The 25546-nt window shown below is 40.0% G+C and carries 11 protein-coding genes and 3 rRNA genes; 3 read left to right on the forward strand and 11 right to left on the reverse strand.

What is annotated here, in order from left to right:
* Positions 1 to 166 precede the first annotated feature (166 nt).
* The 5 genes from LT090_RS14215 to LT090_RS14235 all read right to left on the reverse strand — a co-directional run bounded on the left by LT090_RS14215 (position 167) and on the right by LT090_RS14235 (position 9381).
* On the reverse strand, positions 167 to 2455 hold the full coding sequence (locus LT090_RS14215; protein WP_068545822.1) for a hypothetical protein: 2289 nt from the start codon (positions 2453 to 2455) through the stop codon (positions 167 to 169).
* Positions 2455 to 4716 carry a tetratricopeptide repeat protein gene (locus LT090_RS14220; protein ID WP_068545821.1) on the reverse strand — a complete coding sequence of 754 codons (2262 nt, stop codon included), beginning with the start codon at positions 4714 to 4716 and terminating at the stop codon, positions 2455 to 2457. Before LT090_RS14220 ends, LT090_RS14215 begins: the two co-directional genes overlap by 1 nt.
* 124 nt (positions 4717 to 4840) lie before the next feature.
* Positions 4841 to 5458, reverse strand: coding sequence for a flavin prenyltransferase UbiX (locus LT090_RS14225; RefSeq protein ID WP_068545820.1), 618 nt, complete (start codon positions 5456 to 5458; stop codon positions 4841 to 4843).
* A gap of 113 nt (positions 5459 to 5571) precedes the next feature.
* Entirely contained in the window at positions 5572 to 6936 is a 1365-nt protein-coding gene (gene mpl, locus LT090_RS14230; RefSeq protein ID WP_068545819.1) for a UDP-N-acetylmuramate:L-alanyl-gamma-D-glutamyl-meso-diaminopimelate ligase, read from the reverse strand.
* A gap of 27 nt (positions 6937 to 6963) precedes the next feature.
* On the reverse strand, positions 6964 to 9381 hold the full coding sequence (locus tag LT090_RS14235; protein ID WP_068545818.1) for a zinc-dependent metalloprotease: 2418 nt from the start codon (positions 9379 to 9381) through the stop codon (positions 6964 to 6966).
* Between the two features lie 194 nt (positions 9382 to 9575).
* Between LT090_RS14235 and LT090_RS14240 the strand changes: the two genes are divergently transcribed.
* The 3 genes from LT090_RS14240 (at position 9576) to LT090_RS14250 (ending at position 14431) form a co-directional block, all read left to right on the forward strand.
* On the forward strand, positions 9576 to 10544 hold the full coding sequence (locus tag LT090_RS14240; protein ID WP_068545817.1) for a class 1 fructose-bisphosphatase: 969 nt from the start codon (positions 9576 to 9578) through the stop codon (positions 10542 to 10544).
* A gap of 273 nt (positions 10545 to 10817) precedes the next feature.
* The gene (locus LT090_RS14245; protein WP_068545816.1) at positions 10818 to 13493 is read left to right on the forward strand and encodes a P-loop NTPase family protein; all 2676 of its coding nucleotides are present in this window, start codon (positions 10818 to 10820) and stop codon (positions 13491 to 13493) included.
* A gap of 11 nt (positions 13494 to 13504) precedes the next feature.
* On the forward strand, positions 13505 to 14431 hold the full coding sequence (locus tag LT090_RS14250; RefSeq protein ID WP_068545815.1) for a mechanosensitive ion channel family protein: 927 nt from the start codon (positions 13505 to 13507) through the stop codon (positions 14429 to 14431).
* Positions 14432 to 14928: 497 nt separating this feature from the next.
* Here the strand turns inward: LT090_RS14250 and LT090_RS14255 are convergent, their stop codons facing one another.
* From LT090_RS14255 to LT090_RS14280, 6 genes are all read right to left on the reverse strand, one after another.
* Positions 14929 to 16089 (reverse strand): IS256 family transposase, encoded by a 1161-nt coding sequence (locus LT090_RS14255; RefSeq protein WP_068545814.1) that lies wholly within the window; start codon positions 16087 to 16089, stop codon positions 14929 to 14931.
* Positions 16090 to 16311: 222 nt separating this feature from the next.
* A 5S ribosomal RNA gene (rrf, locus tag LT090_RS14260) occupies positions 16312 to 16426 on the reverse strand.
* A 263-nt stretch (positions 16427 to 16689) separates the two neighbouring features.
* Positions 16690 to 19581: ribosomal RNA gene (locus tag LT090_RS14265) — 23S ribosomal RNA — on the reverse strand.
* 572 nt (positions 19582 to 20153) lie between these two features.
* Positions 20154 to 21694: ribosomal RNA gene (locus LT090_RS14270) — 16S ribosomal RNA — on the reverse strand.
* Together the 16S, 23S and 5S rRNA genes form the textbook arrangement of a ribosomal RNA operon.
* An 804-nt stretch (positions 21695 to 22498) precedes the next feature.
* Positions 22499 to 23650: an alpha/beta hydrolase gene (locus tag LT090_RS14275; protein ID WP_068547902.1), complete on the reverse strand. Its 1152-nt coding sequence runs from the start codon at positions 23648 to 23650 to the stop codon at positions 22499 to 22501.
* Between the two features lie 387 nt (positions 23651 to 24037).
* A complete protein-coding gene (locus LT090_RS14280; protein ID WP_068545814.1) occupies positions 24038 to 25198 on the reverse strand; it encodes an IS256 family transposase in 1161 nt (386 codons plus the stop codon).
* Positions 25199 to 25546: the final 348 nt, after the last annotated feature.

Raw genomic sequence — 25546 nt, forward strand, 5'->3', positions numbered from 1 at the left:
TTATTCTGTTAAGTAAAATAAATTACTTTTCTAGTGGCAATAGATCATACACCTTGCTTGCTCGGTGTAAAGTTATCAGTGTGTTAACGTTTCTATTTTTAGATGAATAAACAACTAACAGCGATGAATGGCTTTCCATTAAGTTTTTTTTATTGCAGCCAACGTTTTATTCAACAGAATAAAACAGTTCATCATCACCATACTTTTGCTTTATGGTTGCTTTGAACGATGTTACTTTTGCTTCTAATTTTTGTTTTGCGATAGCAAGAATTTCGATAAATTTTGGATTTTGCTGCAATTCAGCAAACATATCCCATTGCTCAAGCATTGCCACTTCGCTGTAAAATTCGTTATCTACATACATGTTTTTCAGTGCCTGCAGACTCGCTTCAGCATTGCCTGATAACATTAATACAGACGGCAACATTAACCCTGCTTGTGCATAATTGAGGTTATTATTTAGCATTTTATCCGCTCGAATTTTTATTTTTTGTTCTAACGGTATGTACCTTGGATCGCCTAAACGCTTAAGCGCTAAGCACAAATGGCCTGCGCTCAACAAATCACTATTTAAATAACTATCTTGAATCAAAATATCAGGATAAACGTTTAATATTAAATCAACCACGCCTTGATTATCACCTTCTATAAGATAGGCTTGTGCTAATAACCATTGAGCATCTTCCTTGTCCCTATTTTGCATAAACGTTTTTAATTCGATAATGAACTCATCTTGTGAAATTATATTTCGATTTAATCGGTAACTTTCCAATGCAAATTTCATTAATGCCAACGACATAGTGTCATAACCAGACTCGGTTAAGTGATGCAAAATATTACTTGCGGCTTCATATTCATCTAGAGCTAGTAAAAAGTGAAAATTTCCTTCTAAGAAAAAAGAAGTTTTTTCAACGGTTGGACTATTCATGATTTGCCATGCTTTATACCAATCTCTACCTGTGGCCCAAAAATAATAAACTGCATTAGCGTTATTGAGTGAAGAGTTTGGATTAACTTCCAACATTCGATTTAAATAATTTTCAGCTTCTAGCAATTTCCCTTCAAATAGCTCTAAGTTATAGAGAGTTGATAAAATAATACTTGAATATGGATCGAGTTTTAGCGCCTTTTCAAGGTTTGTAATTGCTAACCCCCCAAAATCTTTGTCACCTTCTATATAACTCCAAACATAAGTCTGTCCCATCCAATGATAGGCTTGGGCATAGTTAGGATTTTTTTCAATGGCTTTGTGGTAGAATTCGCGAGCTTTATCATATTGAGTGTTATGGTGATAATAACTCCCTATCGAAGTGAGCATTTCTGCGCTGTTAGAAGCTTTATCAAAGTATGGTTTTAACAACAATTTAACTCTAGTGGTATATTCTTTTAGAGATAAATCAGCATAGGCCTCTTGCAAAGAATAGGTATCCGCCAAGCCGGAAATTGCCAATTGATTATTAGGATCAATAGCAATAGATTTTTTAAACGCCGCTTCTGCTTTTGCTAAGGATTGAGGGGTTCTAGCTTGAATGTGATAACGTCCCACCAAATAAGCATCTTGTGCTTTGATATCGTCAGTACCATGTTCACGTAAATCGGAATATTCTTCATCCAATAACGTGAGTTTCAATTGCTGAACAACAGCCGCTGATATTTCATCTTGAATTTTGAAAATATCATCAAGTTCATAGTCATAGGTTTCTGACCATAAATGATATCCATTGTCTGCTTTAATTAATTGCGCTGTTACCCTTAATTTCGTTCCGGATTTCCGAACACTGCCTTCGAGAATATGTTCAACATCAAGCTTTTCAGCTATTTCTTTAATATCCATATTTTTATTCTTGAAATAGAAAGATGAGGTTCTCGCGGCAACTTTTAGTTGTTTTAACCGAGCCAAAACATTCAGCAATTCTTCCGACAAACCGTCAGAGAAATATTCTTGCTCTGGGTCATTACTCATATTAACAAATGGTAATACGGCAATTGAGGTGAACTCTGTCGAAACTTCATTTTTAGTGTCCGGTAGTTCACTGACCTTCTCACTTTGTTTAATTACACCAGCGGCTTCAACTTCTTCATTATCAGTTGTCGTTAGCTCTACCTTAGAAGCAGAGAAATATGCCTCATAAACTAGAAATACAACGGTAATTACCAAGGCAGTAATAATACCAAGATCAAGTTTTCTGCCGGTGATCGTAGTGATTGATTCGTCTAAGACCACATCTTTGCTGCGCTTAACCCCTTCCGGAGTTAGTTCAAACGCCCAAGCAATTAAACAAGCAATCGGAAAGCCGATGACAAGTATTACTGTTACCATAGAGCCAAAAACCTCTGGTAACTTCAGATAGGGCGTTAGCACCGATAATATTTGAAGAATCAACCAACTGGTAATTAAATATGCGATTGCAACTTTAACGACATTGCGGCGCTTTAACTCTTTAATAAAGGTCATTATAAATTGCCACCTCGACCTTCTTGCTCAACTTGAGGGTCTTGTGTATTTGTGACTGCATTAGATCTCACAGCGTTAAATTCTGCCCTTTTCTTATCAAGCTTATTCATGGCAGTTGAAATTATGTTTTGCATTTCAGATGTTTTTCGTAAATCTTCGAATAATACCCAACGTTTAGTCAGCACCACATATTTATAGAAATCTCCTTCGACGTAGAGTTTATTTAAATGCTCTAGCGCTTTTTTATTATTGCCGATAAGGGTATAAAGAATTGCTTTATAATAGGAGGCAAATTCAGGATTTGTATTCACCTTGTCGAATGCCGAAAGCTTGTTTAGTACCGCACGATTTAGGGCTTCATCTAGTGGTTTTTCTAACTTACCAATTAAATATAAATAATAAGCTGCTGCAACTAAATCCTCCATATGAATTGATTCTTGACCTATTAGTCGTTGGTACTTGCTAGTCATTAGATCAAAGGCCGCTTGGTAATTTTGTTGACGTAAAAAAATATCAACTTCCAGTCCGATGTTGTCATGGTGTGGGTACAACACTATTTTTTCTTTTAACTTTGAACGATACTGCTGCTCAGTAATTAAGCCTTTATCCAACTTGGTCAAATACAATGCTTGATAGTTAAAAACTATACTCGCTTGATAGGCAACAGCTGAATCTATAGCAGCAAGTTGTTTTTCTGCTTGCTCTAAATCATCTAAGGCTAAATAGAATGCAAATTGCTCATTGTAATTTAACTGTGACTTCACCATAGCGCGACTTTCAATTAACCTAATTGCTCGCTCCCAATCTCGCCCTGTGACCCAGTAATATTCCAACGTTACTGCATTACCATAGGAGCCAGAAGGCGCAATTTCGTTAACCAAACTTAAATAGTTTTCAGCTTCCAATAGGTTTCCAGACTGGTAATTAGCGCCAAACAAGCTCAATAATAATATTTCCGAGTATGGGTCTAACTTTAATCCTTTTAAAAAGTTAGTTTTTGCTTTTTCTATGTCTTGTCCCTCGAGACGATAAAGGTGTCCTAGCCAATGATATGCTTGAACATAATTTTTGTTTTTTTCAATGGCCCTTTCAAAGAATTCTTTCGATTTTGCTATGTTGTTGATACTTTTGTAGTAGGCACCAATACTAGTATCCATTTCAGCCGAATTACTATTAGACTCCATAAACGGTTTTAATATCGGCTTTGCTAGGGCAATAAAATCTTGAACCGTCAAATTGGCATAAGTAGCTTGCAAAGAATAGCTGTCTACAAGTCCAGAAATAGCATGTTGATTATTCCCATCTAAAGAGATCGAATACTTAAACGATTTAACTGCTTTCGCTAGCGATTTAGGGGTACGTGAGCGCATAAAATAACGGCCTTTTAAATAGGCATCCTGAGCTTCAGGGTTACTTGTACCGTGTTCCGTAAGGCTAACAAGCTCTTCATTTAATAGTGTAACTTTTAATTGCTGAACCACAGCTGCAGATATCTCATCTTGAATTTTAAATATGTCATCAAATTCATAATCGTATGTCTCCGACCAAATATGATAACCATTATCAGCCTTAATAAGTTGCGCCGTTACTCTCAATTTATTGCCCGATCTTCTCACGCTACCTTCAAGTACATGCTCAACGTCCAACTTGTCAGCAATCTCTTTAATATCCATATTCTTATTTTTAAAAAAGAAAGATGATGTTCTTGCTGCAACTTTTAGTTGCTTGATGCGAGCCAAAACATTAAGTAACTCTTCAGATAAACCATCAGAAAAATATTCTTGCTCAGGATCGTTACTCATATTCACAAAAGGTAAAACAGCAATAGATACAATATCTGCATCGATAGCGTCACTTTTAGGCTTAGAGACGTCAATGACTTCTTCTTGGGATGAGGTTACTTCGACCGTTTCTTCACTGGTAAAGTAGGCTTTATAAATCAAAAATATCATTGCTAACCCCATCGCAATGATAATGTGATTATTCATTTTTTTGCCGGTCGTGGCAGTTATAGATTCTTCTTTAGTAACGAGTTTAGTCGCTTTGATGCCTTCAGGCGTAAGTTCGAATGCCCAAGCAAGAAGGCACGCTATAGGCAAACCAAGAGCTAAAATAGTGATGATAAATGGAATAAACCAAGAAGGTAATCCAATATGAGGTTCGATAACGGACGCCACTTGTAAAATTAACCAAGCAGTGATCAAATAAGCTGTTGCAACCTTGAATACATTACGTCGTTTTAATTCCCTGAAAACGGTCACTTAAAACCCTTAAATTTAGTCTTTTTATAATAATAAATTAAGTCTAGACCAAGAAAACAAAAACGGCTAAAAAATAGCCGCTTTTTATCTGTTTATAATTCAAAGGAAAATAGAGTAAATTGAATTAGTTAGAATACCCCCAGCGTGGCATTATTGATTGTTCAATTCCTAGATGATCTAGCATCCTTCCAACCATAAAATCGATAAGATCATTAATCGACTCAGGCTGGTGATAAAAACCAGGTGCTGCAGGCATGATTGTCACCCCCATTTGCGAAAGGCTGTGCATGTTGGCTAGATGGATTGTTGAAAATGGCGTTTCTCGCGGCACCATAATTAATTGACCACGTTCTTTAATTACTACATCAGCAGCACGTTCAATTAAATTATCACTCATTCCTTGGCTTATAGCCGCCAATGTTCCCGTAGAGCATGGACAAACAATCATCTGTTTTGGCGCCGCTGAACCAGAAGCTACTGGTGAAAACCATTGCTCTTTGCCAAATACAGTGATTTGTTGAGGCTGCGCTTTATACCGCTCTGTTAATGCAATCGTTGCAGCTTCTGGATTGCCCGGAAGTTTTATGCCCACTTCAGTATCTAGCACGACTCGTGCAGCACTAGAAATAAGTACATACACCTGATAATTTGCTGCTACAAGACATTCTAGCAACCGCAAAGCATACAAAGAGCCAGATGCGCCGGTGATTGCTAGTGTTATTTTTCCATTATATGTATTCAATTATTTCTCACGTTATTTTTAGATCCTGAATCAAGTTCAGGAAATCGACTCGTTGTTCAGGAAATCGACTCGTTGCTCAGAAAATCGACTTTTGTTCAGTATAGCTTTTTTAACTACTTGTTTTGTTCCAGTGCAGCTACTAGCTTAGTATGAAAACCACCAAAACCGCCATTACTCATAACCACAATATGATCGCCTTTTTGCGCATATTGACAGACATCGCTGACTAATTTGTCGATATCATCACTACAAAATGCCGGTGCCTTACAATCTTCAATTAAATCACTGACAGACCATTTAACATTTTCATCTTGGTACAAGAATACACTATCGGCATTATCTAAAGATGCCGCTAAAGTATCTTTGTGAACACCAGATTTCATCGTGTTGGACCTAGGCTCTAATACCGCAATAATTCGATCACTACCGACCTTGGCTCTAAAACCACTTAAGTTTTTCTCAATTGCCGTTGGGTGATGTGCAAAGTCATCGTAAACTTTTATCTCGTTAACATCACCGACCAGTTCTTGCCGTCTTTTAGTGTTAATAAATTCACCTAAAGCGTCAATAGCAACCTGACTTGGAACGCCTGCATGACGAGCTGCTGCAATCGCCATTAAGGCATTATCAATATTAAAGTCGCCAATCAAGTTCCAGTGCACTGTACCTTGTAACTGCTTATCAAAAAACACTTTAAACTGACTGCCATCCTGGTTCATTTTTTCAGCAGTCCAACCATTAATATCACCACTATACTCGATAGGAGTCCAAGCGCCCATGGCGATGGTTTCAGTCAGTGCTTGTTCATTCTTAGGTGCCAACAATAAACCATTGTTAGGCACCATGCGAATGACATGATGAAACTGCTTTTGGATATCTTTAATTGAATCAAATATATCGGCATGGTCAAACTCAAGGTTATTCATCACTAACGTACGTGGTCTGTAGTGTACAAACTTAGAGCGCTTATCGAAAAATGCGGTGTCGTATTCATCGGCTTCGATAACAAAAAATGGGTAGTTACCTAATCTTGCTGAAGTCGAAAAATTTTGCGGCACTCCGCCAATAAGATAACCAGGGGTTAACTTGGCATACTCTAAAATCCAAGCAATCATTGAGCTGGTTGTGGTTTTACCATGAGTGCCAGAAACTGCAACAACCCAGCGGTCTTTAAGAACGTTTTCCAGTAACCATTGTGGCCCTGATGTATAGGGAATATTTCGCGCCATAACATGTTCAACAAGTGGGTTCCCGCGAGACATTGCATTACCAACAATAACAATATCCGGTTCATCATCAAGATGCTCCACTTTATAGCCCTGCATCAATTCGATACCTAGCTCTTGCAACTGAGTACTCATAGGCGGATACACATTGGCATCACAACCAGATACACGAAAACCCAACTGTTTAGCTATTGCAGCAATTCCTCCCATGAAGGTGCCGCAGATTCCAAGAATATGAACATGTTTAGTCATTATATATTTTTCTACCCTAAAATTTATTTAGCTACCAATTGGTGAACCCGGCGGAAGTTTAACCTCTAAAGGTTTAACAATTGCTTTGCCTTGCTGCAATGCGTAAGCAATTTGCTGTTGCAATAAGACATAGTGAGCATACATTGGTTTTGTCTTGAAGTGATAAGACGAATTAGCTTTTAACCAACTCTGAATATTTGTTAATTCTTTATAAATCTGCGCTCTTACTTCTGGTACAAGAGACTCTTGTTGTTGCAGACTAATCAATAAATCTAATGTCTGCTGATTAATGCGTTGCTGAACAAGGCTTGCTAGTCCTTTATGTTGTTGCTTGAACGTACTTTCAGTTACACGAGCGAGTAAATCAGACACTGACGGTACCTCAGAGTTCATCGCATTTTGTTGACTTAAACGTGCCAAACGACCGGAGTTTAATAATAACGATAAGCTATGTTTAGCACTTGCTTGTGCTGCAGTCACGGGGTCGAACGTTAGACCGGTATTGGAACTAAAACTCTCACGTGTACGAGAATAACCGTATGCTTTAGGTGGAATGAGGTTAATAATATTACTATCCAGGGTTAAAAAGTTTGCATCTATGGTAGATAAAATCGCATCGATTGCTGCAGTTTGTTGCTCTGCTGAAACAGCATCAACAATGGTTTCATCTTCACCTTTTACCGCGTATTGATAATTTACCCCAGCAACCACTTTAGCAGCCGCTTCAACTTGATAGCGGTGAAAGTTATAGATTGGTACGAGAGCCGATTCTAATTCTGAAAAAGGCGTGCCATTAGCAATTGAGTTTTTGCCAAAATTTGCAAGAGCAGTAGCTCGTACTGATTTCACTCGTAATAATTCGGCAACGGCATTTTCTCCGTTATCCCATAAATGACCGTTAGCGTCTGCTCCCGACTTTGGACGAGCATCAGGATCAGACATATAAAGTAGACCTTGCGCCTTAGCCTTTTTAATAATCGCCGCTAATGATTCTGCTTCATTCTCAAATTCACCGTAAGCATATTCAATAACATGCTTATCCCATACGCCGATATCTGTTGCGTATGCATTTGATAAATCGATATTTCCGTTATTATCTAGAGTAACAAGTGGATGTGGGTAATCCATAACAGAAGCCCGGTCATTAACACTTGCAGAGAAGTTGTGGGCTATGCCCAACGTATGCCCTACTTCGTGCGCCGATAATTGACGAATACGCGCTAGTGCCATTTCTTGCTGAGCAGTGGTGTCCGTTTGTCCATCAGTTTTAAACGGTGAGGTCAAACCAAGCGCGATAAGGTAATCTTGACGAACACGTAAAGAACCCAGTGTTACATGACCTTTTAAAATTTCACCGGTACGAGGGTCAACAACCGATGCACCGTATGACCAGCCGCGAGTTGCTCGATGAACCCACTGAATAACGTTATAACGTACGTCCATTGGATCAGCATCTGCAGGCAACATTTTCACCTGAAAAGCATCTTTATACCCAGCAGTCTCAAATGCTTGGTTCCACCACTTAGCACCGTCAAGTAGTGCACCTCGCACAGGCTCTGGTACACCTGGGTCTAAGTAATAAACAATCGGTTCAACTGCTTCACTGACAGCGCTTTTCGGATCTTTTTTCGCTAAACGATGGCGAGGAATGATTCGCTTTTGCAATGGCTGGTCAATAGCACTTGCGTAATCGGCGTATTCAACTGACCACATACCTGAAAATGGGTGAAACTCACGCACTTGATATTTATTATCAGGCAATCGAATCAATGAATGGTGTAAATGTACCGTAATTGCGTTGGCGTCAGGCGTAACAGAGCGAATGTATTGACCAGTACCTTTACCGGTAAATGTAATAACCGCTTCTAACTCAGTGTTATCAACAAATGCTTTACTGCGTTTTTGATATACGGCACTGCGACTTTTATCGATAGAGAAGCTACCTTGTTGTTTGGCCTTTAGTCTATCTGCGAGCCCATGAATATCAGTTAACAAAAACGGCGTGTAATCAATAATGGTTTTATCACCATCTTGTAGAACGACGTCAAACCCCCAAATAATAGAGCTAGCAAACGCTTCATCGATAGCTTTTCTTTCTAATTCGTTATCTGTAATCGCACGATAATAGGTATTCATTTGATGCAAGAAAACTTTGTTGCCAATACGCTCAAACTTAACTAAACGAGTGTCACCGAGTTGACCGCGATCTAAGCCTAAATCATTCGAGCCTACGCCATATGGCATACTACTTTGGAATAAAAACTCTTGATCAAACTCAGATATTTCAACAAAAACCTTGCCAGTTTTATCGTCAAAGTAAAACGGGACAAACCCAGCTTGATGGCTTTTTCCTTGCTTAAAACTTGCAATATTTTCAGCAGCCATCAAAGGCAATGAAAATTGCACAAGAGACAGTAGTAATACAAGTTTGGTTAAAATTTTCATAACTATCCTATTATTGAGATTTATACCAGATACTATAACCTAACAGAAAAGGAAGAGCGTGTTAAAAAGTTAAAATTATTACTGTATTTTCATCTAAATAACATCTTTTTAGGTTCTAGGTTTGGCTTCACCTAAATTTCTAGTACAATATGCCCCATAAATTAATTCTAACTATCATCATTTTAGGTAACCCCATGCAAAGACTTGCTCCAGCATTACGCGCAGATAATGTAAATCTAGATCTAATTTCCCTTATTAAAACGGTATTGGCTGCAACCAAAGAAATTTCTTTTCGTGTTGGACAAGGCGCATTAAGCGGTGTAATGGGTTCTACTCTTGATGAAAATATTCAAGGTGAAGTTCAAAAAGAACTTGATGTTGTGGCAAATCAACTATTAAAAGATATTTTACTTGAATCAGGTTTTGTTAAAGCAATTTCATCTGAAGAAGAAGATACTTCTGTTGCAGGTAATCAAAATGGTAAATATATCGTTTCTTTCGATCCATTAGATGGTAGTTCAAATATCGAAATCAATTCGTTAATCGGCACTATTTTTTCAATAATGGAAGCGCCTGAAGGCATGGATGCAGCAGATCCTGATATGTTTAAACAGCAAGGTACAAAGCAAGTTTGTGCTGGCTATGTTTTATATGGCCCGGCAACGATTTTAGCAATGACGACAGGTAAAGGCACTCACTTTTATACTTTAGATAAAACGCACGGAAGTTACATGTTAACGGAGAAGAATGTACAAATATCTGAAGATACTTCTGAGTTTGCCGTTAATATGTCAAATCAGCGCTTCTGGCAGCAACCGATGCAAAATTACATCGGCGATTTAGTTAAAGGTAGCGACGGTCCTCGCGAGCGTAATTTTAACATGCGTTGGATAGCAGCTATGGTTGGCGATGTTCACCGTGTACTAACTCGTGGCGGTTTTTTTACATACCCTGCAGATAATAAAAGTCCTGAGAAACCGTACAAACTACGTTTAATGTATGAAGCTAACCCTATGAGCTTTTTAGTCGAACAAGCAGGTGGTTTGAGTGTGACTAGCGAAGGACGAATTATGGAAATTGAGCCGACAGATATTCACCAACGTGTAGAAGTTATTTTGGGCTCAAAGAATGAAGTTGAAAAATGCTTAAGTTACTATAAATAAGCGACGTTTAAGCAACACAAAAAATCCAGCTTCGGCTGGATTTTTTTATGACTAAAGGTATATTGAAGTGAAACAGATATTCATATACACAGCATCATTAAAAATGATAATAAGCCTTGATTTCTCTCCTTCAGTCTCTTCACTGAAACAAAGTCGTTCTATTAACACTGTTATGGTTTCAAATTAAACGTCTGTTTTTACACATAATTACTAGAATTTTTCATAATTTAATTCATACTAAAACGATACTCTTTTTATTTGCTAGAGATCTGCATGACAATAAAAATAAAATCATTCGTTGATGTTAGCCAAAAAACAACACTGTACTCACACCTGCTTTTCGCTATTGCTCTACTGATTTCACCTCTCTCCTTAGCTGAGGAACAACCTAAAGAGCAGGCACCGATTGAGCAAAAAGAACAAGTCAAAGAGAAGTTCAAAGAGCTAGCAAAGGAACAAGATGAAGCCAAAGAAAGTGCAGAAAAAGAGCTCGAGGCATCAAAAGAAGTAGGCGATGAACCAGCTATTGACGAAAATTCATCTACAAATGAAAACGAGCAAGTCCTTGTAGATAACGAAAGAGTAGATGCAAACACTGCCGACGCAGAGAGCGTAGATGAAACAGTAGAAAAAGTTGATGAAAAGCGCATCAAGGAAATAGTCGATCAATCAATTGACGAAAAATTGCTTGGTGAAGGGACACTACAAAAATTCGAAAAAGAGTTTGTTGAATTACAAGATAAGGTCGCATCACTAAGCCGCACGGCAGAAGATTACGGTGAACTATACAGTCGTATGAACCCTGTCATTGAAGCTAAAACTGAGCATCTTTATCAATTAATATCTGCACGAGATATCGATCTTAGACTCCTAACTCAAATTGAAAATGATGAAACGCTACTTGAAATACTTTCTCTTACCCAAGAAATCAAAAATTTTTACTCCCTAAGACAACGAGTATTTACTGAAGCAACGCCAGAATTTAGAGACTTATACACCGGCACTAAATTAACCGGCATTAATGAAGCAAAACTAGAAGCACGCTACGTACAATTACAATTCTTAATTATATTTAAAGGCACAATACAGCGAGTACTTGAAATACCCGAAAGGTTGACCATTGCGCCGGTCGACATATTCTCCAACATCGTAATGATATTTGTTGCCATAGTAGTCATGAGAACGTGGCGGAAGTGGGCTAAAACTGGATTACCAGAATGGCGACAAAAGATCATGGCAGTGCGTCCAAGAACAACCGCTAAAATGAAAATAGCACGAGCTATTTGGTACTTTGAAAATACTCGAAAACCTATAGAGTGGCTGATCTTTATTACGTTCATTCTTAAGAGCATTGATATCCTTCAGATTAATATTCTCACCGAAGTATTAAGCACAATTACTTTATGGATCTGTGTTACGTACTTTGTTTATAACTTCCTCAGTAAAATGATTGAACGAGGAAAACAGAACTTATTAAAAGGCATTACTAAGAAACAATCTGCATCCCTTAAAATTGCCATATGGTGGGCTGGTTGGTACAAACTCTGTTTTGAATTAACCGATATATTTATTGCAAATGGTACGATATTCGCTTGGCTTGAAACGCTCTTTTTCATTATCTTACTGCCCGTTTATATATTTTTCGTTCAGCAATGGAAAGATGATTGCTTTACCTACATCCACAACGAGCGTGACATACCAGCGTTTGTCACTAAACATTTAGTTATAAAAACGGGTATTAGAGGCTTTATTAATGCCAATTTAGCTCTCGCATTTTTAATTTACTTCTTATTAACAAAGCAATTTTTAAGCTTGGTTTCTAAAGTTGAATCTGGCCGCAGACTAACCGCTGAAATCTATCGTAAAAAGCTACTTAATGATAATAATGATTTACTAGAGCGCTCAAAAGCATTGGCTAGCTTGCCTGAAGAAGTTAACGACATATTTATTAACGGCAATGGTTCGTTTACCTCTTCTGTATTTAATGAACCTGTAGACAAAGTATTGGCTATGGCTGCTTTAAAAGAGCGAAGTCATGTCGCTGTTGTTGGTGAACGAGGGATAGGAAAGTCGAGGTTTTTAAAACAAGTCTCTGCTCAGTATAAAAACTCTCTCACTATAGGTTGTACAGAAGATTTTGATGATATTATTAAGTCTGTTAAGGAGCAGTTGGGGATAGAAAGTGAAAACACTAAAACAAGTGAAATTGTCAAAGCTATCAAACAACAAGAAATTGATTTAATACTTCTTGATAACTGTCATCGATTATTAAGTCCGGAAACAAGCGGACAACGTGAAATACGCCGCTTATACGGATGGATAAATGAATTAAAAGGTATGGCTTTATGGGTTCTAACATTCGATGTTAGTTCTTGGAAATTGGTCAACGCTTTAGGAATCGCAGCCGGTTTCTTTTCTAAAGAAATCCAACTGAGAAAGTGGACCGAGGAACAAATTGTCGAGTTATTCGAAGAGCGATTTAAACAAGCAGAATTAACCATCGATTTTAGTAAGTTAGTGATACCAAGGCAACTTGCCGATATGGAAGATGACACGGTAGAGGGTCGAAATAAAACAGGCATTTATAGAATCATTTGGGGATACGCAGATGGTAACCCCGCGGTGGCTTGTAGAACATTGGCTGAATCCATTATTAAAGATGAAGACGGATTTGTCGCAAAATTGCCGGCTTCTCCGGATAACAAAATTATTGAATCTTTCGAGATTAATACTTTGTTAGTGTTAAGAGTAATCTGTCAGTTTGGTCGATGCAGTACTAACGACATAGTGAAAAATTTAAGATTACATGGTCTAGTTGTAAATAGTTCTTTAGCGGCCTGTGTCGCGCAGGGGATCTTAGTTCAAGTGGGCGGACGTTATCAAATTAGTTGGTTATGGTTTAGATCAGTTTCTAAATATCTTGCCCGTCAAAATCTATTAACTCGCTAAGGACTAGAACAATGAAATTTATAAATAGTAATATTCTATTGAAAAGCTTTTTAGCGTTAATTTTGACCCTTGTTTCGGCGTCTAGTTATGCTCAGATCCCCGATTCAAAAGAGCTTCAAGTAATAACTACACTCGCACAAGTTGTAAAACCTGGCGGCTTATTTATGTCAGTGGTTTTATTCGTTATTGTTTGGGCGGTCTTGAAAGTAGTAAAAACAATTGTCGCAGATCTCAGTGAAGTTTTTGCTGAAAAACGATTATTGTTACAAAAAGCCTTAGTGTTTTTCCAATTTATCGCGTACTTCTTCTCTATATCTACCGCGATAATGCTTAGCTTTGAGTTTAGTAAAGAACTACTCGCAATACTTGGTGGTACTTTAGCTGTAGCTGTTGGTTTTGCAATGAAAGATCTCGCGGCATCGGTTGTTGCAGGTATTATCATTATGTTTGATAGACCTTTCCAAGTCGGTGATAGAGTATTATTCGGTGGTGAATACGGTGATATTACGACTATAGGCTTACGTTCAGTAAAAATGACAACACTTGATGACAATGTCGTGACTATTCCTAATAACATATTTTTAAATACGTTAACTTCATGTGGTAACTATGGTGAATTGGATATGCAAGTTGCTATACAGTTTCATATAGGTATAGATGAAGATTTGTCTGCAGCTCAAAACCTGATCAGGGAATGTGCCGCACTTAGTAAATTCGCCTATTTAAATAAGCCAATTAACGTACTTATTTCACAAGTTCTAACAAACAACTTTATTGCTTATAAACTTACTCTAAAAGTTTATGTACTTGATACTCGATATGAAAAAGCATTAGAAACTGATATCACATTGCGCGTTAACGAAGAGTTTAGAAAGGCAAATATTAAAGCTCCAACCATGCAAGTGACTAATACAGTACAGCGTCAAGCCGCACAGTGATAATTAATACTATTTAAACAAGGCGCCATTGGCGCCTTTTTCTTAGCTTCTTATAATCTTGGGGGCAATAGAAACAATTAACTACGTCATACCGGAGGAGCTCAAGCGGCGTCCGGGACCTCCTGCAGTATGCTGTGGTTATGATACAAAACCCAAAAAGTAAAAAAGCCCCTAGCGTTACTAGTACATGGATGTACGTAGGTAGAATAATGCAGGAGCAATTATCGAGCTAGGGGCTTTCTTGAATTGGAAGCCTGGCGATGAAGTGCATGGATGCACAAATGCCGGCAAGTTCATGGATGAACGGTTTTGCCGGTGACCTACGTAGTAGGTCGAGCCATTAGACGCACAGTGTTTGAAAACGAAAAAAGCCCGCTCAAATGAGCGGGCTTTTCGAAATAGGAGCCTGGCGATAAGCCACATGGATGTGGTGAATATCAAAAGGTACCGTCCCAATAAGTGTGTCTCTCTTAATTTAATTTCAGTTTCAAATCTAATTAATTAAATAGCTCACTTTTTTCAAATCTACCTATTGGATATCGATAAGTCGTATTGTTCATATCAATTGCTACTTTACTCAGTAGCGTAAGAACTGAGTCGACACTTGGCATAGAATTTCTTATTTTCAAGGTACGTTTAAACGACTTATTCAAACGTTCAATCCAGTTAGTAGTATAAATCATATTCCAGATCAGTGGCTCAAAGTCCAAGTAAGTAGCATAATATTGAAGATAATCTTGATCATTGAATATAGATAATGTTCGATATAGCTTTCCCCATTTTTCATAAAGCCATTTTGCTCGTATCATAAATTCTTCCCGATCATCACTACGTTCGTCTAGGTTAAACACATAACGCAAATCGTCCGCAAGCTCCGAACGATGGGCCTTTTTCACTTTCCTGAGAATGTTTCGTTTCAGATGCAACACGCATTTCTGTATGCGACAGTCAAAGTGGCGCTCAATCGCAGTATCAAGCCCTTTCAAGTTATCAATCACAACTAGGTCCGTTTGTTTCAACCCCCGAGATTTTAGGTCTAATACGATGTCATCCCAGTTTGAGGCTGATTCTGTGGGTGCATTGTAAATGCCAATCACTTCACGAGTCATGTCATGCTTTACCGCTAAAGCAACGTAATAAGCCTCGCTAGAAACGGTATCACGCTTTGTTTTTACGAATGTCGCATCAAGGTAAACAATTGGGTAGTATTCACTAATTGCCTGTTCACGAAATGATTTCATTTCGTCATAAAGGTTTTTGGTTATACGGGATACAGCACTGCGTGTGAGCTTTTGACCATAAATCGATTCCGTGACCGATTCAATATCTCGAGTCGTTAGGCCCTTTGCATACAACTCAAAACAAAGCTCGTTCAAGGTATCGCTTTGCTCCTTCATCACATTCAATATCCAGGGCTTGAATTGATTGAGGCGATCACGAGGAACCTGAAGGGAAAGAGAGTCGCCAATGCCAAGTCCTGTAATAGAACGATAGCCATTGCCCTTATTTCCGTTAGCACCTCTTAGATATTCTGTTCGCTCGGCCTTCATAAATGAATTAAGGGCTAATTCTAATACTTGGTTTAAACCACCAGGTTTTTCTACCAAAGCTTCAAGTGCAGCTTGAATTTGTTGTGGATTCAGCGTTAAATGACTCATGGTCTCTCTCCGTTTGTTGTTGATTGTTTTTTGGTCGAAACTATCAACTAAACTAAGAGAGACTTTTTTATTTGTCCAGTCGGACACACTTTAGTGGGACGGTATGTATCAAAAATGCAGGATGCATATTTTTGATAACTACGCAGTAGGTCGAGCTATTAGACGCACAGTAATTGAAAACGAAAAAAGCCCGCTCAAATGAGCGGGCTTTTCGAAATAGGAGCCTGGCGATGACCTACTCTCACATGGGAACTCCCACACTACCATCGGCGCAATTGCGTTTCACTTCTGAGTTCGGCATGGGATCAGGTGGGGCCACAATGCTATGGTCGCCAGACAAAAACTTGTATACGACCTCCACGGATGGAGGAAGTGTCTTAATTCGTATGGAACGAATAAGACCAATTTCGAAAGCTGAATGAGATCCTGAAACAAGTTCAGGAAGTCGATATTAAACGTTTTTCTCAAGTATTCTTTTTAATGCGTGAACTCTCTTTCAAAGAGTGTCAAACAACATACAACCTCCATGGATGGAGGAAGTGCTAGAAATTGTCTGGAACAATTTCAGTGCATACTCAAACAAAACTGTTTGGGTGTTGTATGGTTAAGCCTCACGGGCAATTAGTATCAGTTAGCTCAATCCCTCACAGGACTTACACACCTGACCTATCAACGTTGTAGTCTCCAACGACCCTTTAGGGGACTTAAAGTCCCAGTGAGAACTCATCTCAAAGCCTGCTTCCCGCTTAGATGCTTTCAGCGGTTATCAGTTCCGAACGTAGCTACCCGGCAATGCCACTGGCGTGACAACCGGAACACCAGGGGTTCGTCCACTCCGGTCCTCTCGTACTAGGAGCAGCCCTCTTCAATTCTCAAACGCCCACGGCAGATAGGGACCGAACTGTCTCACGACGTTCTAAACCCAGCTCGCGTACCACTTTAAATGGCGAACAGCCATACCCTTGGGACCGACTTCAGCCCCAGGATGTGATGAGCCGACATCGAGGTGCCAAACACCGCCGTCGATATGAACTCTTGGGCGGTATCAGCCTGTTATCCCCGGAGTACCTTTTATCCGTTGAGCGATGGCCCTTCCATACAGAACCACCGGATCACTATGACCTACTTTCGTACCTGCTCGACGTGTCTGTCTCGCAGTTAAGCTGGCTTATGCCATTGCACTAACCGTATGATGTCCGACCATACTTAGCCAACCTTCGTGCTCCTCCGTTACTCTTTGGGAGGAGACCGCCCCAGTCAAACTACCCACCAGACAGTGTCCCCAAGCCCGATAAGGGCTCTAGGTTAGAACATCACGCATACAAGGGTGGTATTTCAAGATTGGCTCCACCACATCTAGCGACGCGGTTTCAAAGCCTCCCACCTATCCTACACATGTAGGAGCAATGTTCACTGTCAAGCTATAGTAAAGGTTCACGGGGTCTTTCCGTCTAGCCGCGGGTATACGGCATCTTAACCGCAAATTCAATTTCACTGAGTCTCGGGTGGAGACAGTGTGGCCATGATTACGCCATTCGTGCAGGTCGGAACTTACCCGACAAGGAATTTCGCTACCTTAGGACCGTTATAGTTACGGCCGCCGTTTACCGGGGCTTCGATCATGAGCTTCGCAGAAGCTAACCCAATCAATTAACCTTCCGGCACCGGGCAGGCGTCACACCGTATACGTCATCTTTCGATTTTGCACAGTGCTGTGTTTTTAATAAACAGTTCCAGCCACCTGGTTACTTCGACTCTCCTGTGCTTACTCCGCAAGGGATTCACACTAGAGAGCGTACCTTCTCCCGAAGTTACGGTACTATTTTGCCTAGTTCCTTCACCCGAGTTCTCTCAAGCGCCTTAGTATTCTCTACCTAACCACCTGTGTCGGTTTGGGGTACGGTTCCTATATATCTGATGCTTAGAAGCTTTTCCTGGAAGTAAGGCATCAACAACTTCAACTCCGTAGAGTCTCGTCTCGTATCTCAGTGTTAACAGCGTCCCGGATTTACCTAAGACACCCACCTACATACTTTCACATGGACAACCAACGCCATGCTTGCTTAGCCTGCTCCGTCCCTCCTTCGCAATATATAGAAGTACAGAAATATTAATCTGTTTCCCATCGACTACGCGTTTCCGCCTCGCCTTAGGGGCCGACTTACCCTGCCCTGATTAACATGGGACAGGAAACCTTGGTCTTTCGGCGGGGGAGTTTTTCACTCCCCTTATCGTTACTCATGTCAGCATTCGCACTTCTGATACCTCCAGCAAGCTTTACAACTCACCTTCAACGGCTTACAGAACGCTCCCCTACCACTCTTACTAATGTAAGAATCCGCAGCTTCGGTGCATAGTTTAGCCCCGTTACATCTTCCGCGCAGACCGACTCGACTAGTGAGCTATTACGCTTTCTTTAAAGGGTGGCTGCTTCTAAGCCAACCTCCTAGCTGTCTATGCCTTTCCACATCGTTTCCCACTTAACTATGACTTTGGGACCTTAGCTGGCGGTCTGGGTTGTTTCCCTTTCCACTATGGACGTTAGCACCCATAGTGTGTCTCCCGGATAGTACTCATTGGTATTCGGAGTTTGCAAAGGGTTGGTAAGTCGGGATGACCCCCTAGCCTTAACAGTGCTCTACCCCCAATGGTATTCGTCCGAGGCTCTACCTAAATAGATTTCGGGGAGAACCAGCTATCTCCCGGCTTGATTAGCCTTTCACTCCGACCCACAAGTCATCACCGCATTTTTCAACATACGTGTGTTCGGTCCTCCAGTTGATGTTACTCAACCTTCAACCTGCCCATGGGTAGATCGCCGGGTTTCGGGTCTATGCCCTGCAACTAAACGCGCAGTTAACACTCGCTTTCGCTACGGCTCCCCTAATCGGTTAACCTTGCTACAGAACATAAGTCGCTGACCCATTATACAAAAGGTACGCAGGCACCGGACTAAATCCGGCTTCCACTGCTTGTACGTATGCGGTTTCAGGTTCTATTTCACTCCCCTCACAGGGGTTCTTTTCGCCTTTCCCTCACGGTACTGGTTCACTATCGGTCAGTTAGGAGTATTTAGCCTTGGAGGATGGTCCCCCCATATTCAGTCAAGATTTCTCGTGTCCCGACCTACTCGATTTCATGATAAGTTTATTTTCGTGTACGGGGCTATCACCCTGTATCGCTGTCCTTTCCAGAACATTCCACTAACTTACAAACCACTTAAGGGCTAATTCGCGTTCGCTCGCCGCTACTAACGAAATCTCGGTTGATTTCTTTTCCTCGGGGTACTTAGATGTTTCAGTTCTCCCGGTTCGCCTCATAACGCTATGTATTCACGTTACGATACCCGCCTTACGACGGGTGGGTTTCCCCATTCAGAAATCGAAGACTATAACGGTTTTTATCACCTTGTCTTCGCTTATCGCAGATTAACACGTCTTTCATCGCCTCTAACTGCCAAGGCATCCACCACATACGCTTAGTCACTTAACCATACAACCCCAACCAGTCTTTCAACTTTCGAGTGACTTGGTGACAAAACCAAATCTGAATGTACGTCTGACATTTTCACGCATTCAATAAGAATGAGATAACTTATCAACAAGTTATCTATCTCAAGCATTGCTGCTTGAGCCTTGAGTAAGAACAACTAACATAACGACTATGTTAGTTATAATGTCGACAATCTAATGATTGTCTAAATGTGTTTCTGTAAACAGAAACTCATTGGTTGATAATTCGCATGCGTTTATGACTGGTGATCATAAACACGAATTATCGGGTTTAATATCAGCTTTCCAAATTGTTAAAGATCTAATCAACGCTCACATTCGGCGATGATTTTGGTAACCTCCACGGATGGAGGAAAATCCGAAAATTGTAGGAACAATTTCGGTAAAAAACCAAATTTAAAAAATCCAAGAGGATACTTTAAATTTGGTTTCTATCCTTTATTAATTGTTATCAGTGCAATTTGTGTGAACACTCAATGACCTCCAAGGATGGAGGAAATGTCGAAAAATTGTAAGGAACAATTTCGACCGAAGCTGAGAAATTACTTAAGGTAAGGAGGTGATCCAACCCCAGGTTCCCCTAGGGTTACCTTGTTACGACTTCACCCCAGTCATGAATCACAAAGTGGTAACCGTCCCCCCGAAGGTTAGACTAGCTACTTCTTTTGCAACCCACTCCCATGGTGTGACGGGCGGTGTGTACAAGGCCCGGGAACGTATTCACCGTGGCATTCTGATCCACGATTACTAGCGATTCCGACTTCATGGAGTCGAGTTGCAGACTCCAATCCGGACTACGACAGACTTTCTGGGATTCGCTCCACCTCGCGGTCTCGCTGCCCTCTGTATCTGCCATTGTAGCACGTGTGTAGCCCATCCCGTAAGGGCCATGATGACTTGACGTCGTCCCCACCTTCCTCCGGTTTATCACCGGCAGTCTCCTTAGAGTTCCCGCCACTACGCGCTGGCAAATAAGGATAGGGGTTGCGCTCGTTGCGGGACTTAACCCAACATTTCACAACACGAGCTGACGACAGCCATGCAGCACCTGTCTCAGAGTTCCCGAAGGCACTAATCTATCTCTAGAAAATTCTCTGGATGTCAAGGGATGGTAAGGTTCTTCGCGTTGCATCGAATTAAACCACATGCTCCACCGCTTGTGCGGGCCCCCGTCAATTCATTTGAGTTTTAACCTTGCGGCCGTACTCCCCAGGCGGTCAACTTAGCGCGTTAGCTACGCTACCCACAGATCAAGTCTACAGACAGCTAGTTGACATCGTTTACGGCGTGGACTACCAGGGTATCTAATCCTGTTTGCTCCCCACGCTTTCGTGCCTCAGCGTCAGTATCTGTCCAGGTGGCCGCCTTCGCCACTGATGTTCCTTCCAATCTCTACGCATTTCACCGCTACACTGGAAATTCCACCACCCTCTACAGTACTCTAGATAGCCAGTTCGAAATGCAGTTCCAAGGTTGAGCCCTGGGCTTTCACATCTCGCTTAACAATCCGCCTACGCACGCTTTACGCCCAGTAATTCCGATTAACGCTCGCACCCTCCGTATTACCGCGGCTGCTGGCACGGAGTTAGCCGGTGCTTCTTCTGTCGCTAACGTCACAGATGCAGAGTATTAATCTACACCCTTTCCTCACGACTGAAAGTGCTTTACAACCCGAAGGCCTTCTTCACACACGCGGCATGGCTGCATCAGGGTTTCCCCCATTGTGCAATATTCCCCACTGCTGCCTCCCGTAGGAGTCTGGGCCGTGTCTCAGTCCCAGTGTGGCTGATCATCCTCTCAAACCAGCTAGAGATCGTCGCCTAGGTAAGCCATTACCTTACCTACTAGCTAATCTCACTTGGGCTAATCTAAAGGCGAAAGGTCCGAAGAGCCCCTCCTTTGGTCCGTAGACATTATGCGGTATTAGCAGTCGTTTCCAACTGTTGTCCCCCACCTAAAGGCATATTCCCAAGCATTACTCACCCGTCCGCCGCTCGTCATCTTCTAGCAAGCTAGAAATGTTACCGCTCGACTTGCATGTGTTAAGCCTGCCGCCAGCGTTCAATCTGAGCCATGATCAAACTCTTCAATTAAAAAGTGTAATGTGAACCAACAAGTGGTTCGGCTCAATGAATTCTGTACTCTTATTTCCGAAGAAATAAGTTTCAAATAAAACGTACTTATCTAATGTTATAAAAACATCGTTTAAGTATGTATATTTGTGTAGTCATTCACTGAGTAAGTTTTGAGTCCGAAGACTCTGGTAAAATCTACATCAACGTGAATGTCCACACAAATTGCATGATAACTAATTGTTAAAGAGCTCTCTTTCGAGAAAGTGATAATCGCATTCGTTACACTCTTTGCTTCAGCAGGCCTTAGAGGCTTTGCCCGAAGCGGATGCGCATTGTACGCCATCCAGTTTTGATGTCAACAACTTTTTTCATTAAATCGTAAATTAAATTAAAAAGTTTTCTTAACCGTTTTGCTATCAATATCGATAACCAAACTTATCAAAACACTGCCTTGGGATGTCCCGAAGAAGTGGATGCGCATTTTAGGGATTTTTAAGAGAAGATCAACAGTTATTTTCAATTAATTAAAAAAAACTTATAAAATGACTATATTCCGTACAATCCTTATAATTAAGGGTTCATAATATGTACAAAGCAAGAATAACGGATCAGAAAATTAACATTTTAAACTAACTAAGAAGCATAAGATTAAAATATATTTTTAACGAGTAACAATGTAAAAATAGATATATAGAGTTGTATAAATCATTCTTTTCGAGGCTTTAAACTTTATAAATAGCTTATTTAACTAAAAATACAAATATTGTATTTTTGAAAATCCCCTATTTAGCTCTAAAGTATCCTTCTTTTTCAGTAGAAATGTTAATTAACTTTAGCTTCGTAATCCTTTAGTGCTTTTTTAATTTTATTTTTATGCCAATCTCCGAGATCTACCGAATACTTAATCGCCTGGTGTTGATATTTAACGGCCTCGGAGTAGTCACTTAATTGTGCATAAGCTTTCGCTAAAGAATGATACGCATAAGCACTCTTGTTATATGTAGTGACAGATAAAGTTAATATCTCAATTGCTCTGTCAGGATCAGTCTCAATTAACGAAAAAGCCAATAGTTCTAGCGAGCCCTGTGCCGACACTTCGAATCCAAATTTTTGTTCAGAAAGATATTGGTAATGTTCCAATATAGCCACTTCTCCTCGTTTGGATATCTCAGATTCGGGCTTAAGATCGTTATGTATGTCATTAAACAACAGTTCAATTCCACTTAATACCGCATTTATAGGTTGAGTCATATAATAACTATCGTCAAAATACTTAATGTGTATTTCCATATTATCAAATGAATTTTGAGCGAATATTTTTTCCAGCTTATTAAACTCTTTACGGTGTGGCTTTTCATAACCACTATTACCAGTGGACAATAAAATAAAATTTGGCTTATCGTTTAGAAGCTTTTGATAATTGCTGGCTTTGCTCATTATATTTGCAAAGTTATTGGCAAGCATCGGACTAGCAAGAAAGTAAGCATTAAACATATCTGGTTTATCAAACAGGATACTTAGTCCAGCCGAGGCGTTGCTTACAAAGCCACTATAGATTCTAAAGCCATTGGTTCTGTATTTTTTATCTACCTGCTTAAGTAGGTCTTTTTCCAAAAAGTCTATTAGCGGCTTGCTGTTATTTTTATCAATGAACTCAACAAACAATGGATGAGTTTCTTGATTACTCTTATGAGGTGTGACAATAATTGTTTCAAGCCATGGCCATTCTCCATTGTGACTCAACCAATCATGAGAGCCTGATAAGTAGCTTATGCTTTTGGGATGAAAATCAAAAAGTAATACGTATTTCTTATCTTTATTATCATTATATCCGGGTGGTAGAGTTATCTCGAATTTAGCAGGTTTAATAAGCAGCTTTGAATTTACGGTTATAACTTCAGGTTCTGTTTCAAAGGAAAGTACGTTTGAAGAATATATAAATAAACCAATAATTAATATGAATTGCTTGAACATTGATAAAGTTGCTTCTAATGAATTGTTGAAATAGCAACTTAGCATATAGGTATATCTAAAACAAATAGCGCTAAATTGAGTTAACTAAGTTCGTAGATTAAATAGCTATGCACTTTAAAGGCCCATAATACCTAATGGAGCTTCCATCCAAAAGCATGATGGGATGATGTATAGGATATACGAATGCCGCGAGTGCATGGATGCACAGGAGTGGTGACGGCGATATTTTTTGTGTTTACTTGGGGGTATTAGAATCAATTTAACGTCATTCCGGAAGAACCTAAGCGAAATCCATACCGTCCCACTAAAGTGTGTCCGACTGGACAAATAAAAGGTACCGTCCCAATAAGTGTGTCTCTCTTAATTTAATTTCAGTTTCAAATCTAATTAATTAAATAGCTCACTTTTTTCAAATCTACCTATTGGATATCGATAAGTCGTATTGTTCATATCAATTGCTACTTTACTCAGTAGCGTAAGAACTGAGTCGACACTTGGCATAGAATTTCTTATTTTCAAGGTACGTTTAAACGACTTATTCAAACGTTCAATCCAGTTAGTAGTATAAATCATATTCCAGATCAGTGGCTCAAAGTCCAAGTAAGTAGCATAATATTGAAGATAATCTTGATCATTGAATATAGATAATGTTCGATATAGCTTTCCCCATTTTTCATAAAGCCATTTTGCTCGTATCATAAATTCTTCCCGATCATCACTACGTTCGTCTAGGTTAAACACATAACGCAAATCGTCCGCAAGCTCCGAACGATGGGCCTTTTTCACTTTCCTGAGAATGTTTCGTTTCAGATGCAACACGCATTTCTGTATGCGACAGTCAAAGTGGCGCTCAATCGCAGTATCAAGCCCTTTCAAGTTATCAATCACAACTAGGTCCGTTTGTTTCAACCCCCGAGATTTTAGGTCTAATACGATGTCATCCCAGTTTGAGGCTGATTCTGTGGGTGCATTGTAAATGCCAATCACTTCACGAGTCATGTCATGCTTTACCGCTAAAGCAACGTAATAAGCCTCGCTAGAAACGGTATCACGCTTTGTTTTTACGAATGTCGCATCAAGGTAAACAATTGGGTAGTATTCACTAATTGCCTGTTCACGAAATGATTTCATTTCGTCATAAAGGTTTTTGGTTATACGGGATACAGCACTGCGTGTGAGCTTTTGACCATAAATCGATTCCGTGACCGATTCAATATCTCGAGTCGTTAGGCCCTTTGCATACAACTCAAAACAAAGCTCGTTCAAGGTATCGCTTTGCTCCTTCATCACATTCAATATCCAGGGCTTGAATTGATTGAGGCGATCACGAGGAACCTGAAGGGAAAGAGAGTCGCCAATGCCAAGTCCTGTAATAGAACGATAGCCATTGCCCTTATTTCCGTTAGCACCTCTTAGATATTCTGTTCGCTCGGCCTTCATAAATGAATTAAGGGCTAATTCTAATACTTGGTTTAAACCACCAGGTTTTTCTACCAAAGCTTCAAGTGCAGCTTGAATTTGTTGTGGATTCAGCGTTAAATGACTCATGGTCTCTCTCCGTTTGTTGTTGATTGTTTTTTGGTCGAAACTATCAACTAAACTAAGAGAGACTTTTTTATTTGTCCAGTCGGACACACTTTAGTGGGACGGTATGAAATAAAAAAGCCTGCTCGGAAGCAGGCTTTATAATGATGGTGGAGGGAGGTGGATTCGAACCACCCAAGATAGCCGGAGCCGTCTGTTAAATATTTGCTTTATTTTTTAACTTTAAAAACCAAAAAAGCCTGCTCGGAAGCAGGCTTTATAATGATGGTGGAGGGAGGTGGATTCGAACCACCCAAGATAGCCAGAGCCGTCTGTTAAATATTTGCTTTATTTTTTTAACTTTAAAAACCA

The sequence above is a fragment of the Thalassotalea crassostreae genome, assembly GCF_001831495.1.
Taxonomy (GTDB): Bacteria; Pseudomonadota; Gammaproteobacteria; order Enterobacterales; family Alteromonadaceae; genus Thalassotalea_A; species Thalassotalea_A crassostreae.